We start from the raw sequence: 13,685 nt of genomic DNA, 5'->3' as shown, positions 1-13,685 counted from the left end.
GTCGGGCCCAGCTGACGATGCGATAGACGCCAGAGGGCAAGGTTCCCATGGGTGACTCCTTCACCTGGTGATGGCCTGCGGCCGACTCCGGTTGACGGCCTCCTGCGGCGACAACGGGGCCGGACCACAGATCGGTCGGACCACCAGGCAACACGGCCGACGCCCTCAGGATGCGCCGGGATACGGCAAACCACCCGAACGCAGGAAAAACTCCAAGGCGACAGGCCCCGGCTGCGGCGGGTCGGGCGGCTTGTCGGCCGGCTGGCGAGGGCGTCTGCCTGCCTGCGGGCGACGCGGCCCGGGCAGGGGCGAGCGGGTCGGGCCGACGACTTCGGGAGCGCCAGGACAGCGCGGCCGAGCGGAGGTTGATGGGGAGCGGTGCGGAGTGACGTTGCCCTCCTCATCGTGGCGCGTTGCCTCGGCGGAGCGTTCTCATGGCCGTCGAGGACAGCGAAGGCGTGCCGCCGAGCCGGCCGGCCGCGTGCGGAACCGGGCCGGGGCCGGGCCGGAGCCGGTCGGACGCCGGACGGCCGCGGAGGCGGACCCGGAACAGCGCCACCGTCGGCGCCGGTCCGGGCAGTGTGAGCGTGATCGCCGACACCATGGGCCTGCGTTCCCCGCCCGCCGTCGCCCCCTTTCTCGTGTGCCGAGTCGCCAATGACCGTCGTGCTTCGGGGAGTTACTGGATCGGCGTTCACGCACGGCCGGTCCGTTCCGGGGTGCTGGGGCTGGTTGGGGAGGCGGTCCTTGGCGTCGGGGAACAGATCCGCCGGTCAGTGTGTTGGCCTGCTTCGTTCAGCCTGTTGTACCGTTCGGATGGTCTCGATCCATGGTTGGGGAAGCGTGATGATCGCTCTGCTACTGGCCCTCGGCAGTTCGCTCGCCTACGGCTGCGCCGATTTCTTCGGTGGCTTGGGTGCGCGACGGGCGCACGTGCTGCGCACCGTGCTGATCGCCGCTCCGGCCAGTCTGGCGGTCGAGTTGGTGATGTGGCCGCTGCTCGGTGCGGAGTTCAGCGCGGGTGCGATCGGCTGGGGCGCGGCGTCCGGTGCCGCCTCGGCGGGGGCGTTCGCGCTGCTGTACCGGACGTTGGCGATCGGTCCGATGAACGTGCTGTCGCCGGTGACGGCGCTGGTGTCGGCGGCGCTGCCGGTCGCCGTCGGCCTGCTGCAGGGCGAACAGCTGGGCGCCGCAGGGCTGGTGGGCCTGCCGCTGGCGCTGCTGGCCGTGGTGCTGGTGAGCGCCGGCACGGCGAACGGCCAGGTCCGGGTGACCCGCCGCGCGCTGCTGCTGGCGTTCGGCGCGGGTACCGCGATCGCCGTCCAACTGGTCTGCCTGCACCAGGCCCCGTCCGGCAGCGGCATCGCCCCACTGATCGTCGGACGGGCCGTCACCTCCGCGCTCGCCCTGACGGCCGCCGCGCTGCTGCACCGCCGTCTCGGGCCGGAGCGCCCCGCGTACCGGCTGGCGGCTGCGGCGGGCGTGCTGGACTCGACGGCCAGCGTGCTGTTCCTGCTGGCCGCCCGCAGTGGCGACCTCACGGTGGTCGCCGTGATCACCGCCCTGTACCCGGCCGGGACGGTGCTGCTGGCCCGTGCCGTCCTCGCCGAGCGCATCCACCGCGGCCAACTGGCCGGCCTGGGCGCGGCCGCGGTCGCAGTCGGCCTGCTGGCCCTCGCCTGACCGGCCGTCAACCGGCCGAACCGCCGCGTCCCGAGCATCTGTCGAACGGAGCACCACCCCCGTGACGTCCGTACACACCTCCATCCCGCTGTTGCCGAGGGCCTCCCGTCACCCGGCTCGCCGGGGCTCCGCCAGCGCGGTTGCGGTGTCGAGCTGCGGCGCGCCGGACGTGGCGCGACTCGCCGTCACGCGGTCGAACTGCCGTTCCCCGGGCATCTGTTGAGCGGCCCCGTGGCGTCGGTTCATCCGCGTTCCTCCGTTGCCGAGGTCTGCCTGTCACCCGCATCGCCTGGGCTCCGTCTGCGGTGTTGCCGAGCCGGGACCGCCGACGCCGCCTGCTCGACGCGCCCGCGCGGGCCGACCGGTCGTCGCCCTGCCACGTCCGAACTGTTCCCCTCCCGAGTGTCTGTTGAACGGAGCACCACCCCCATGACGTCCGTGCATCTGCACCCCGCCGTTGCCGGGGCCTTCCCCGCCGCCAGGATCGCGCTGGTCGCTGCGCGAGGTGTTCGCGGTGCCGAGCCGTGGCCCGCCACCGCCGCAGCGCTCGACCTGCTGGAGCGGCAACTCGCCGAGGGGGTCTGGCGGCCGGCCGATGAGGAGGACGACCGGGTTGCGGTGTGGCATGCCGCCTATCGTGCGTTCGGGACCAACCCGCGTCGGGTCCGGCCGAGCGTGGACGCTCTCGGGCGTCGGCTCGCCAAGCAGGGGGCGCTGCCCCGGATCAATCCGGCCGTGGACTCGTACAACGCGGTCTCGGTCCGCCACGGCCTGCCTGCCGGGGCGTTCGACCTGGCGGCGGTGCGGGGTGACGTGGTGATTCGGTTCGCGGACGGCGGCGAGGAGTTCACGCCTCTCGGGGAGCCGGACACGGTGGAGCGGCCCAAGGCCGGGGAGGTGGTCTACCAGGATGCGGGGGGTGTCCTCACCCGGCACTGGAACCACCGTGACGCCCACCGCACCCGGGTCACCGAGCACTCCGCCGAGGTGCTGTTCGTCCTGGAGACGCTGCACCCGGACGGTGGGCATCTGACCGCGGCGGCAGAGGAGTTGGCCGGCCTGCTGGCTCCGCACAGTGCGGCGGTCGTGCTGGACCACCTCGACCCGGAGCGGCTCCGGGCCGAGCTCTGAGCCGACGTCAGCGCCAGGTCTCCAGCGCGTGCTGGACGGCCTCGGCGACGCAGGCCCGTACCGCGCCGTTGCCGAGCACGTCGCGGCAGGAGCCCTCGAACTCGGGGGCGTCCAGCTTCACCGAGACGACCGCGGTCGGTCGGGCGTCGGCGCCGAGTGCCGCCGCCACGCCGTCGCGGAAGCCCTGGACGTGGGTGCCGCCGTGGGTGCGGAAGGAGTTGGCGAACTCCGCCAGCTGCGGGCCGTCCGGGCCCGAGGGTGCGATCGCGATCTCCATCGACCCGCTCATCCGGGGATCCTCGCGTTCGACGATGACCGCCTCGGCCGGGTCGGCGCCGAGCGTGGCGAGGTACTCCCGGACGCCGCCCGGGGCGTGGAAGCGCTCGGCGTGCGGGGCCGTGCCGCGTTCGTCGGTCAGGGTCAGCTCCAAGGTGCGGTTCAGCACCGCGAGTTCGCGGAACCGGGCGGCCAGCGCTGCCCGGTCGAACGACACCGCACCGAAGATCGCCGGATCGGGCCGGAAAACGATCGTCGTGCCGGTGCCAATGTCGGAGCCGGTACCGCCGGTCAGGACGTCCGTCGGGTGGGGCGCGGTCACTGTCTCGCCCCGGCTGTACTCCTGACGGACCGTGACTCCGTCGCGCCGCTCCTCCGCGACCAGCCGGTCGCTGAGCGCGTTGACCACGAACAGGCCGACACGGAGCACGCCGATGGAGTGCCGCCCGCCCGTGGGCCGCCACGAGGTCGGCATGACCATCAACTCCTCGGCCGGACTGTGCCGGTAGAGGCCGTCGTGGGTGACCCTGGCGCTCCCGTCGGCCAGCAGGGTGACGTCCACGGTGCGGGCGCGGCCGTGCAGGACCTCGGTCGCCGCCTTCTCCACGGTTTCGGAGAGCAGGTGGTGCAGGCCCCGCTCGCCGGTCGATCCGATGTACATCCCGGGCCGTTTCCGGACCGCTTCCAGGCCAGTCAGCACCGTGATCGAAATGCCGTCGTACTCGCTCACCGCGTTGTCCCCTCCGACGTCTCCGGCAGTGCGCCCAACCCTACGGGAATTTCGGGAAAGTGCCAGGTCAGAGGCGGTGCGGCGAAGGCGTGTGGGGCGCACCGCAGGGGGTTTCGGAGGGGGCCGCCGCCACGGTCGCGGGTGGGGGCGGCAGGGGCGTGCCGGTCCCGTCGGGGGCGTGCACGGGGCGAGTGCGGGCGGTTGCGGCGGCACGAATTCGAGGAATTCTCCCGGCGGTGCCGGGCGGCGGCGGCCGGTCAGCTGAACGCCTCCACGCGGACGCCCGCGGAGGCGAGCGCGCCCCGGATCCGCCAGGCGAGTTGGGCGGCTCCGGGGGTGTCGCCGTGGACGCAGAGCGAGCGGGCGTGGACGGCGATCGGCTCGCCGCCGACGGCGGTGACGGTGGCGTCGCGGGCGATCCCGACGGCGCGCGCGATGACCGCCTCGGGATCGTGGACGACGGCCTCCGGATCGCGTCGCGGGACGAGGGTGCCGGCCCAGGTGTAGGCCCGGTCGGCGAACGCCTCGGTGACGACGGGGAGTCCGACGCCCTCCGCCACGGCCAGCAGCCGGGAGCCGGGCAGACCGAGCAGCGGCAGCGGGCCGTCGCAGATCGCGCCGGACCGCAGGACGCCCGAAACCACCGCCTCCGCCTGCTCGTTGTCGTGCACCACCCGGTTGTAGAGCGCGCCGTGCGGCTTGACGTAGGACACCCGGGAGCCGGCGGCGCGGGCGAACACCTGCAGGGCGCCGATCTGGTACGCGATCTCGTCGGCGAGCTCGTCCGGCGGGACGTCCATCGCGCGGCGGCCGAACCCGGCGAGGTCGCGGTAGGAGACCTGGGCGCCGATCCGCACCCCGCGTTCGGCGGCCAGCGCGCACACCCGGCGCATGGTGGACGGGTCGCCGGCGTGGAAGCCGCAGGCGACGTTGGCGCTGGTGACCACCGACAGCAGGGCCTCGTCGTCGGTGAGGCTCCAGCGGCCGAAGCCCTCGCCGAGATCCGCATTGAGGTCGATCACCGTGTCGGCCACTTCGTCTCGTCCGCCCTTCCGCGCGCGGACCGACCCGGGGCCCGGGCGCCCGCTCCTGGGGGTGATCGTAGGGCCTGATCGTTTCACCGGGGGCGGCTGCCGGACCCCGGGCGACAGGTTTTACCCGTCAGCTCCCGGGCCGCCGGCGCGGGGGCCACCCGCTCGGGTGCAGGCCGGCGGACGGCGCGAATTGACGAGGGGTGGGACCGGGGCCGGGACGGGCCGGAGCCAACGCCGAACGCAGCAGGTGGCTCCCTGGGCGCAGCAGGGGCGGACGGCGCGGGCCCGGTTGCGGACGGGGCGTCAGGTGCGGGGCCAGGGGCGGCCCTGGAGCTTCTCGATGTCGCGGTTGAAGCGTTCCAGTACTTCGGCGAAGTCGGCGAGCTCCTCGGCCGTCCAGTCGGCGACCACCTTGGCCAGGCCCTGGATCGACCATTCGCGGTCGTGGTGGAGGCGGCGCATGCCTTCCCCGGTGATGCGCAGCTTGCGGGCCACCCCGCCGTCCGGGTCGGGGATCCGGTCGACCAGGCCGGCCCGCAGCATCGCGGCGGTCTGCCGGTTGACGGTGGAGGTGTCCAGGCCGAACGCCTCGGCGAGCTGGCCGATGGTGAGCGGGCCCTCGGTCTCGATCCGGCTGAGCAGGGTGTACGCGCTGCGCTCCAGCCGCTCCTCGCTGTCGGGGCCGCCGGCGGTGCGGGTGGCGGCGAGCACCTGGTGGCGGCTGAGCAGCATCATCTCCCGCTCGATCAGCGCGAGTTCCTTGGTGTGCCGCATGCTCCTCCGTCCCTTCCGTCACTTTTCGGCAGCATATCCCGCCAGGGCGGTATGTGTATGGTACACATGATGTGCATCATGCATATGCAAGGACGAGTCGTACACCGAGCCATGCCGAGCCGAACCCGGCTGTCGATCTGGCTGTCGAGAGATGAGAAGAACCCCATGAGTCAGGCACGCACCGGCCCCGTCGTCGGAGTGCTCGCCGGCGCGGGCATCGTGGTCTCGCTGATGCAGACCCTGGTCGTCCCGCTGATCCCCCAACTGCCGGACCTGCTCCACACCTCCGCCGCCAACGCGTCCTGGGCGATCACCGCCACCCTGCTGGCCGGCGCGGTCGCCACCCCGGTGCTGGGCCGGCTCGGCGACATGTACGGCAAGCGCAAGGTGCTGCTGATCAGCCTCGCCCTGCTCGTCGTCGGCTCGCTGATCTGCGGCTTCAGCAACTCGCTCGCGCCGATGGTGGTCGGCCGCGCCCTGCAGGGCATCGGCGCCGGCGTCATCCCGCTCGGCATCAGCATCATGCGCGACGAACTGCCGCCGCAGAAGCTCGGCTCCTCGATGGCGCTGATGAGCTCCTCGCTCGGCATCGGCGGCGCGTTCGGCCTGCCGCTGTCCGCCGTCATCGCGCAGCACGCCAGCTGGCACGCCCTGTTCTGGATCTCCGCCGCGCTCGGCGTGCTGATCGCCGGTGCCGTCGTCGTGCTCGTCCCCGAGTCGCCGGTGCGCTCCGGCGGACGCTTCGACGTGGTCGGCACGATCGGCCTCACCATCGGACTGGTCGCGCTGCTGCTCGCCGTCTCCAAGGGCGGCGACTGGGGCTGGGCCTCCGGTTCCACGCTCGGCATGTTCGCCGTCGCGGTCGTCGTGCTCCCGATCTGGGGCTGGTGGGAGCTGCGCACCGAGCAGCCGTTGGTCGACCTGCGCACCAGTGCCCGCCGCCAGGTGCTGATGACCAACCTGGCGTCCGTGGTGGTCGGCTTCGCGATGTACGCGATGAGCCTGGTGGCCCCGCAGCTGCTCCAGATGCCCACCGCCACCGGCTACGGCCTCGGCCAGTCGATGGTCCAGGCCGGTCTGTGGATGGCTCCCGCCGGCCTGGTGATGATGCTGCTCTCGCCGATCTCCGCCAAGCTGTCCCGGGCCAAGGGGCCGAAGGTGTCGCTGCTGGTCGGCGCCGTCGTCATCACCGGCGGCTACCTCGCCGCCCTCGCCCTGATGGGCCACGCCTGGGGCGTCCTGGTGTTCTCCTGCCTGATCAGCGGCGGCATCGCGTTCGCCTACGCGGCCATGCCCGCGCTGATCATGGGTGCCGTGCCGGCCTCCGAGACGGCCGCCGCGAACGGTCTGAACGCCCTGATGCGGTCCATCGGCACCTCCAGCTCGTCCGCCGTGATCGGCGTCGTGCTGGCCCACCTGACCGTCGACTTCCACGGTCACACGCTGCCGTCGGAAAGCGGTTTCCGCACCGCCTTCGTGATCGGCGCGGGTGCCGCCGTCCTGGCCGCCCTGGTCACGCTGGCGATCCCCGGCGTCCGCCGGGCCGCCGCCGCGAAGGCCGCCGCCGCCCCCGTGCTGACCGTCGTGGACGGCGGGGCCGGGAACGCGGCCGGCGAGGGCGCGTCGGCCGGCGTGGCCGGGGGCGCGGCCGGGGGCGCCGCCGCCAAGTAGCCGTCCGGCACGGGTTTCCGACGGGCCGTCCGCATCCCGCCAACGGGGTGCGGGCGGCCCGTGGCCTTGGCGCGGCCCACGGCAGTAGGGTGCGCGAATGGCGACCCATGAGCGTGAGATCACCGGACCCGTCGACCTGTGCGGCCCCGACGGGCGGCTCAACCCCGACGCGGTCGGCTGGTCCCGCACCCCGCTGCACCGGTCCAACCTGCGCGGCTGGGGGCGTACCAAGCGGTGGGAGTACTGGTGCGTCACCACGCCCACCCACCTGCTCGCGCTGACCGTCAGCGACCTCGACTTCCTCACCCTCGACACCGTGTACTTCCTCGCCTGGGACGAGCACGGCGTCCTGGAGGACCACGAGCGCACCGCGATCGCCCCCGGCCTGCCGCACCGCCGCACCGCCCTCCCCGAGGGCATCGCCGGCTCCGGCGGCCCGCACGGCGCGAACCTCTCCGTCGGGCCCGAGCGCCCCAGCCGCCGGCAGGTCCGGGTGACGATCGGTCAGGAGCCGGACGGCACCCGACTGCGGGCCCGCGCGCTCACCGCCGACCTGCGCCGGCTCGAAGTCGACCTGCTGGTGGCACGGCCCGCCGGCCACGAGACGCTGTCGGTGGTCGTTCCCTGGGACGGAAAGCGCTTCCAGTACACCTCCAAGCACACCGCCCTCCCCGCCGCCGGCACCGTCCGACTCGGCGACCGCAGCTACGAGTTCGGCGCCGACGCGTGGGGCGTCCTGGACCACGGCCGGGGCCGCTGGCCGCGGTCCCTCGGCTGGAACTGGGGCGCCGCGTCCGGCCGCACCGACGGCCACGTGGTCGGCCTCCAGTTCGGCGGCCAGTGGACGGTCGGGACGGGCGCCACCGAGAACGCCCTCTGCGTGGACGGCCGCCTCACCAAGATCGGCACCGAACTCGACTGGCACTACGACCCCGCCGACCCCCTCGCCCCGTGGCACCTCACCACCCCCGGCACCGACCAGGTCGACCTCACCTTCACACCGTTCCACGACCGCCGGACCCGCACCGAGGCCGGCCTCCTCGCCAACCGCACCGATCAGTGCTTCGGCCACTACCGGGGAGTCATCCGCACGGACGACGGCGAAAAGGTCGCGGTGGACCGGCTGTTGGGCTGGGCGGAGGACGTGCGGATGCGCTGGTGAGCACCGCGCGCCCGGCAGGCGTCAGGGCACCAGGGGTCGGACGGCGGGTGTCGGGCGGCCGGGCGTGCCGGGCGTCGGGACGGGCAGGCCGCCGGTTCGGAAAACCGCTGTCCGGTGGGCGGACGGCGGTGGTAGACATCCGCGCGTGGAAAAGAATCTTGAGTTCGCCGACCTGCTGCGACTGATCGACGACCGCTCGGCGGCCTTCCGGGCGGCGATCGCCGCCGCGCCCGGCCTGGACGTCCAGGTGCCGAGCTGCCCGGAGTGGACGTTGCGCGACCTGGCGCAGCACCTGGGCGAGGGGCGGCGGGCCTGGGCGGCGACCGTTGCGGCCGGGCCGGCGGCCACCGCGAAGGCCGACCCGGGCGAGGGGGCCGTCGCGCCCGAGGGGCGGGAGGCGGTGGTCGATTGGCTGGCCGAGTCCACCTCGCTGCTCCTCGACGCGCTGCGCGAGGCCGGTGCGGACCGCGCCTGCTGGGGCTGGTGGGGCAAGTCGCAGAGCCCGCTGACGGCCGCCGGCGTGGCCCGGCGGCAGCTGCACGAGATCGCCGTGCACACCTATGACGCGCAGCTCGCCGCCGGTGCGGCCGAGCCGTTGCCGGTGGAGGTGGCGATCGACGGCGTGGAGGAGTTCCTGTCCACCATCTGCACCACCACGGTCGCCTGGCCGCACGAGCCCGGCGGCGTCGACTACCACGCCGCCGAGGGACGGTCCTGGCGCAACGAACTCTCCGCCGCCGGTGCGAGCTTCGTCGTGCTGCCCGGTGAGCGGGCGGACGCGGTGGCCACCGCGCACGGCACGGCGAGCGACCTGGTCCTGGCGCTCTACGGCCGCATCCCGCTGGACGACTTGACGCTCGGCGGCGACCGCAAGGTCTTCGACCAGCTGGTGGAGTGGGACCCGGAGCGCTGACGGCCGGCGCGCCGTCCGTTCCGCTCCGGTGTCGGGGGCAGGCTGCCGCGCCGCCCCCGACACCGGCTCTCCGGCCGGCCGGATCCGCCGATCCGTGCCGGTGGAAGATGTGCTGACGGTGCGTCAGGCGACGTCCGCCAAGGTGCGGCGGATCACCTCGATGCCCCGGTCGACCATGGCGGCGATGGGCCCGGCCAGTTCGCCGGGCAGGACGTCCAGGATCCAGACGAAGCGGGTGCGGCCGTCGGGTTCGGCGAGCGCCTGCATCGAGGCGTGGTGGTGGACCGGGGAGAACGAGCCGCCGACCACCGCGTAGGCGATGCGGCGGGCGTCGTCGTCCAGCGAGACCACGAGTTCGCGCACCACGGTGCCGTCCTCGAAGGTCACCACCCTCACGTCGCCGTCGACTCGGGTGTCGGTGACGTAGCCGGGCGCGAGCCGTCGGTGGACGGCGCCCCAGTCGCGGATCGCGGCCCAGGCGTTGCCGGGGTCGGTGTCGATCAAGGTCTCACGGTGGATCGTTGCCATGAACGGGTGCTCCGGAAGGTCGAGTCGGCGGTCGGTCGGCGGTCGGTCGTCGTTCAGTCGGTGTCGGCGGGGGCGAGGCAGAACGGGTGGCCCTCGGGGTCGAGGAGGACCACCCAGGCGTGTGCCCCGGGCTGGAACGCGGGCTTGGTGGCGCCGAGTCGGAGCAGGTCGGCGACGGCGCGGTCCAGGTCGGCGACGGCGAAGTCCAGGTGGAGGCGCCTGCCGCCGTCCGGCCACTGCGGGGCGCGGTGGTCCGGGACCCGGGCGAAGCCCAGGGCGGGCCGGCCGGGGCCGGCGTCGAGGGCAGCGAAGTCCTCGGTGCTGTCGGTGAGTTGCCAGCCGGTGGCGTGCTGGTAGAAGGCGGCGAGCTTGATCGGATCGGCGCAGTCCACGAAGACGGTGGTGAGCCGGGTGAGGGCGGACACGGGCGAACTCCTCGGGAGTCGAGTCGAGTCGAAGGTCGGTGGTCGGAGCCCGATCGGCTCCGGTGACCACCCTCGCCCGGCCGCACCGCCCGGGTCTTGAACATCCTTGCGGCGGGGAACGGCCCGGCGCGTGTCATTTCGCGGCGGGCCCGGCACTGTCCGACCGGACGTATACGGTTCGGGCCGTGCTCTCCGTCCAACACGTCGCGGCCCGGCCCGACTTCGAGATCAGTGCCGTCGCCTGCCGCAGTGACCACACCCGGTGGTCGCCGCCGGAGGTGCACGGATTCCACCGCGTGGTGCTGGTCCGTCGGGGCCGCTTCCGCCGCCGCGCCGACCGGACGGCCGCGGACCTCGACCCGAGCCTCGGCTACCTCGCGGTGCCGGGCGAGGAGGAGTCCTTCGCGCACCCGGCGGGCGGCGACCGGTGTACGGCGATCACCGTCGCGCCGGCCCTCTGGCACTCCCTCGCGGGGGACGCGGCGAAGCGCCGCTCGTCCGCGTTCTACGTCGATCCGCCGCTCGACCTGGCCCACCGCCGGCTGCTCCTCGCCGCCCGTGCGGGCGACGTCGACCACGCGGCCGCGGAAGAACTGCTGGCGCTGCTGGCGCAGACCGTCGCCCGGACGGCGGACGGGCCGGTGCCGTGCGCGGACGGGCCGTCGGCCGGGAAGGACCGTCAACTCGTCGCCGCCGCGCGGGAGGCGATCGCCGCCGACCACCCGGCCTCCGGCAGCCTGCTCGCGCTGGCCGAACTCCTCGGCGTGTCCCCGTTCCGGCTGAGCCGCGCCTTCCCGCGCGAACTCGGCGTCTCCGTCACCCACTACCGCCACCGTGTCCGTCTCGCCCGCGCGCTGGACCGCCTGGAGGCGGGGGAGACCAGCCTGAGCGCCCTCGCCGCCGACCTCGGCTACGCCGACCAGGCCCACCTGACCCGCACCGCCCGCCGCCACCTCGGCCACGCCCCGAGCGCGCTGCGCCGCCTGCTGGCCCCGCCGAACCCCGCCGCCCGGCCCCGCCCGTAGCGGCCCCGGCCGGCCCGGCCGGGTGCGCGGCGGCCCCGCGCACGCGGCGGGTCAGGTCCGCGCGACGGTCTCCGCCGTGACGACGTGGAGCGTCACCGCGGCGAAGAACGGCCCCCGTTCGAGATGGTCGAGCCACCCGTCGGCCTGGCGGCGGGTCAGGTAGCCGGCGGCCACGGCGCGCTCGGTGTTGCGCTGGAGACCGAGGACCTGGTCGGCGGCGCGAACCTCACGGAAGACCGACGTGACCGGGACGACCGAGGTGACGGCGAATCCGGCCTGCTCGGCCAGCCGGGGCAACTGCCGTCCGACGACGGCGTTGCGCACGATCCGGTCGGTGACGTGGCGGGTGTAGGCCCGCGCGACGTCCAGGTCGGGATGGTCGACGGCGAGCGAGTCCCAGTCGGGCTCGGCCATGACGAGCCGCCCGCCCGGACGCAGCACCCGCCGCGCCTCGGCCAGGACCCCGGGGACGTCGGCAACGTGCTGGAGCAGGCGGTCGGTGCGGATCCGGTCGGCAGAGCACGGGGGAACCGGCAGCGCCTGCACGTCGGCCACCAGCACCTCGGCGTGCGGCAGGTCGGCCACCCGCGCCGCCGCCCGACGGGCCATCAGGGGATCGGAGTCGACTCCCAGGACGGTTCCCGCGGGCGCTGTCGCGCGCGCCAGCGCGCCGAGGTCGGTGCCCGGTCCGCAGCCGAGGTCGAGGACGACGTGGCCCGGCCGGACGGCCAGCGCGTCGAGCGCCGTCCGCTTGTAGGAGCGCGCGAGGTCGGTGGTGGCGAGCCGGTCCTGGTAGGCGATCCGGTCGGGGACCACGGTCTCGAAGATGCGTCCCGCGACGTGGGCGAGGGCTTCGATCTCGCCGTCGAGCATCCGGCGGCCGGCAGCGGTCAGGCGCATCGGGCGGCGCCTGCCTTCGCCGTCCAGGTACTCGATCAGTCCCTTGTCGCGCAGGCGGGTCAGCGCGCTGGACAAGCTGCCGCGGCCGAGCCGCTCGCCGGTCATCCGCTCGATCGCGGTGTTGGCGGCATAGCCGTGCAGCGGCCCGTCCGCCAGGGCGGACAGGACGAGCATCTGGGCGTCGTTGGTGCGCACTGGTACTCCCGGGCGGTGGACGGCAGGCTCCCCAATAACACGCGACGCGTGCTATTACTTCGTCAGTATGCACGCCGCGGTCCGCCGACGGCTGCCGACCCCGACCCGGAAGGCCCCGACGTTGCGCGCCACCGACCCGCTCCACGCCCTGTACGCCCGGCGGCTCCGCCGGCAGGTCCGGGACGGGCGGCTGCCCGGGCACATCGGGCTGATCATGGACGGCAACCGCCGCTGGGCCCGCCTGCAGGGCATCGAGAACCCGAGCCTGGGCCACCGGTACGGCGCCGAGCACGTGGAGAGCGTGCTGTCCTGGTGCGAGGCCCTCGGCATCAGGCATGTCACCGTGTTCGTCTGCTCCGCGGAGAACCTCCAACGGCGCGGCGACACCGAGGTCGCCTTCCTGATGCAGGTGATCGAGGACGTCCTGACCCGACACCTGGCCGGGCCGCAGCCGCGCTGGCAGGTGCACGTGGCCGGAGCGCTCGACACCCTGCCCGACACCACCGCACGCGCCCTCAAGGAAGCGGTCGAGGTCACCCGCGAGTGCCCCACCGGGGCGCACATCACCCTGGCCGTCGGCTACGGCGGACGCCAGGAACTCGTGGCCGCCATGCGGGACCTGATGTACGAACAGGCGGAGGCCGGCAGGTCGATGCGGGACCTCGCCGACCACCTGACCGCGGACGACATCGCCCGCCACCTGTACACCGCGGGCCAGCCGGACCCGGACCTCGTCATCCGCACCAGCGGAGAGCAGCGCATGTCGAACTTCCTGCTGTGGCAGAGCGCCTACTCGGAGCTGTACTTCTGCGAGGCGTACTGGCCGGCGTTCCGTGAAATCGACTTCCTGCGCGCCGTACGCGCCTACGCCGCCCGGCAGCGCCGCCACGGTGCCTGACCGACGCCGCCCGGTTCGCCACGTGCACGGCTCGACTCCTTGGCAGTCCCGGCCCGCAGTTCGGTGGTGAGCTGCCGCCCGCGCGCTGACGGTGGCTTCGGCCGCACCGCGAGGGCGGTCGGCAGGGCCGGGCCGGCGGTCTGTTGGGCGGTCGGCGGGGGAGCGGGCCGCAGTCCGGTCGGGTTCGGCGCGCCGGCCAGGGGCGGCGATGTCGGCGGCCGGGCCGATCGGCAGGGCGCAGCCGACGGGCGGTCAGGGCGCCGACCGAGGGCCGGGGGGAGCGCCTCGGCGAGGATCGGTCCCGGTGCGGGTCCGCACGAGGCGGCCGGCGGCGGCCTGC

At 74.0% G+C, this 13,685-nt stretch carries 13 protein-coding genes; 7 read left to right on the top strand and 6 right to left on the bottom strand.

Going from position 1 to position 13,685, the window contains the following annotated elements; genetic code table 11:
* Positions 1–846 precede the first annotated feature (846 nt).
* Entirely contained in the window at positions 847–1,683 is an 837-nt protein-coding gene (locus ACFV1L_RS19900) for an EamA family transporter (protein ID WP_380367526.1), read from the top strand.
* A 429-nt stretch (positions 1,684–2,112) separates the two neighbouring features.
* The gene (locus tag ACFV1L_RS19895; RefSeq protein WP_380367525.1) at positions 2,113–2,814 is read left to right on the top strand and encodes a B3/4 domain-containing protein; all 702 of its coding nucleotides are present in this window, start codon (positions 2,113–2,115) and stop codon (positions 2,812–2,814) included.
* 7 nt (positions 2,815–2,821) lie between these two features.
* Here the strand turns inward: ACFV1L_RS19895 and ACFV1L_RS19890 are convergent, their stop codons facing one another.
* The 3 genes from ACFV1L_RS19890 to ACFV1L_RS19880 form a co-directional block, all read right to left on the bottom strand.
* On the bottom strand, positions 2,822–3,820 hold the full coding sequence (locus ACFV1L_RS19890) for a DNA gyrase subunit B (RefSeq protein ID WP_380367523.1): 999 nt from the start codon (positions 3,818–3,820) through the stop codon (positions 2,822–2,824).
* 257 nt (positions 3,821–4,077) lie between these two features.
* Positions 4,078–4,854, bottom strand: a complete 777-nt coding sequence (locus tag ACFV1L_RS19885) for a LamB/YcsF family protein (protein ID WP_380367521.1) — start codon at positions 4,852–4,854, stop codon at positions 4,078–4,080.
* A gap of 303 nt (positions 4,855–5,157) precedes the next feature.
* Positions 5,158–5,628, bottom strand: coding sequence for a MarR family winged helix-turn-helix transcriptional regulator (locus tag ACFV1L_RS19880; protein ID WP_380367520.1), 471 nt, complete (start codon positions 5,626–5,628; stop codon positions 5,158–5,160).
* A 165-nt stretch (positions 5,629–5,793) separates the two neighbouring features.
* Here ACFV1L_RS19880 and ACFV1L_RS19875 point away from each other — a divergent pair, with 165 nt between their 5' ends.
* The 3 genes from ACFV1L_RS19875 to ACFV1L_RS19865 all read left to right on the top strand — a co-directional run bounded on the left by ACFV1L_RS19875 (position 5,794) and on the right by ACFV1L_RS19865 (position 9,374).
* The gene (locus ACFV1L_RS19875) at positions 5,794–7,299 is read left to right on the top strand and encodes an MFS transporter (RefSeq protein WP_380367518.1); all 1,506 of its coding nucleotides are present in this window, start codon (positions 5,794–5,796) and stop codon (positions 7,297–7,299) included.
* Between the two features lie 97 nt (positions 7,300–7,396).
* Complete coding sequence (locus tag ACFV1L_RS19870; RefSeq protein WP_380367516.1) at positions 7,397–8,461, top strand: DUF2804 domain-containing protein; 1,065 nt, start codon at positions 7,397–7,399, stop codon at positions 8,459–8,461.
* A gap of 145 nt (positions 8,462–8,606) precedes the next feature.
* Positions 8,607–9,374, top strand: coding sequence for a maleylpyruvate isomerase family mycothiol-dependent enzyme (locus tag ACFV1L_RS19865; protein WP_380367515.1), 768 nt, complete (start codon positions 8,607–8,609; stop codon positions 9,372–9,374).
* 123 nt (positions 9,375–9,497) lie between these two features.
* On the opposite strand, the gene ACFV1L_RS19860 is transcribed toward ACFV1L_RS19865, so the two are convergent.
* A complete protein-coding gene (locus ACFV1L_RS19860) occupies positions 9,498–9,902 on the bottom strand; it encodes an SRPBCC family protein (protein ID WP_380367513.1) in 405 nt (134 codons plus the stop codon).
* A gap of 53 nt (positions 9,903–9,955) precedes the next feature.
* On the bottom strand, positions 9,956–10,327 hold the full coding sequence (locus tag ACFV1L_RS19855) for a VOC family protein (RefSeq protein ID WP_380367511.1): 372 nt from the start codon (positions 10,325–10,327) through the stop codon (positions 9,956–9,958).
* A gap of 185 nt (positions 10,328–10,512) precedes the next feature.
* Between ACFV1L_RS19855 and ACFV1L_RS19850 the strand changes: the two genes are divergently transcribed.
* Positions 10,513–11,352 carry a helix-turn-helix transcriptional regulator gene (locus ACFV1L_RS19850; RefSeq protein ID WP_380367510.1) on the top strand — a complete coding sequence of 280 codons (840 nt, stop codon included), beginning with the start codon at positions 10,513–10,515 and terminating at the stop codon, positions 11,350–11,352.
* Between the two features lie 51 nt (positions 11,353–11,403).
* Here ACFV1L_RS19850 and ACFV1L_RS19845 read toward each other — a convergent pair whose 3' ends face one another.
* Positions 11,404–12,447: a methyltransferase domain-containing protein gene (locus ACFV1L_RS19845; protein WP_380367508.1), complete on the bottom strand. Its 1,044-nt coding sequence runs from the start codon at positions 12,445–12,447 to the stop codon at positions 11,404–11,406.
* A 121-nt stretch (positions 12,448–12,568) separates the two neighbouring features.
* On the opposite strand from ACFV1L_RS19845, the gene uppS reads away from it, so the two are divergent.
* Positions 12,569–13,345 carry a polyprenyl diphosphate synthase gene (gene uppS / locus ACFV1L_RS19840; RefSeq protein WP_380367590.1) on the top strand — a complete coding sequence of 259 codons (777 nt, stop codon included), beginning with the start codon at positions 12,569–12,571 and terminating at the stop codon, positions 13,343–13,345.
* Positions 13,346–13,685 lie beyond the last annotated feature (340 nt).

The sequence above is a fragment of the Kitasatospora sp. NPDC059646 genome (assembly GCF_042734615.1).
In the GTDB taxonomy this organism is placed as follows: Bacteria; Actinomycetota; Actinomycetes; order Streptomycetales; family Streptomycetaceae; genus Kitasatospora.
This window is presented reverse-complemented; position numbering and strand designations above follow the sequence as displayed.

What these genes read in the sequence shown, in the direction of transcription:
- ACFV1L_RS19880 (WP_380367520.1), bottom strand. Translation starts at nt 5,628, where the DNA reads ATGCGGCACACCAAGGAACTCGCGCTGATCGAGCGGGAGATGATGCTG.
- ACFV1L_RS19870 (WP_380367516.1), top strand. Translation starts at nt 7,397, where the DNA reads ATGGCGACCCATGAGCGTGAGATCACCGGACCCGTCGACCTGTGCGGC.
- ACFV1L_RS19875 (WP_380367518.1), top strand. Translation starts at nt 5,794, where the DNA reads ATGAGTCAGGCACGCACCGGCCCCGTCGTCGGAGTGCTCGCCGGCGCG.
- ACFV1L_RS19860 (WP_380367513.1), bottom strand. Translation starts at nt 9,902, where the DNA reads ATGGCAACGATCCACCGTGAGACCTTGATCGACACCGACCCCGGCAAC.
- ACFV1L_RS19895 (WP_380367525.1), top strand. Translation starts at nt 2,113, where the DNA reads ATGACGTCCGTGCATCTGCACCCCGCCGTTGCCGGGGCCTTCCCCGCC.
- ACFV1L_RS19900 (WP_380367526.1), top strand. Translation starts at nt 847, where the DNA reads ATGATCGCTCTGCTACTGGCCCTCGGCAGTTCGCTCGCCTACGGCTGC.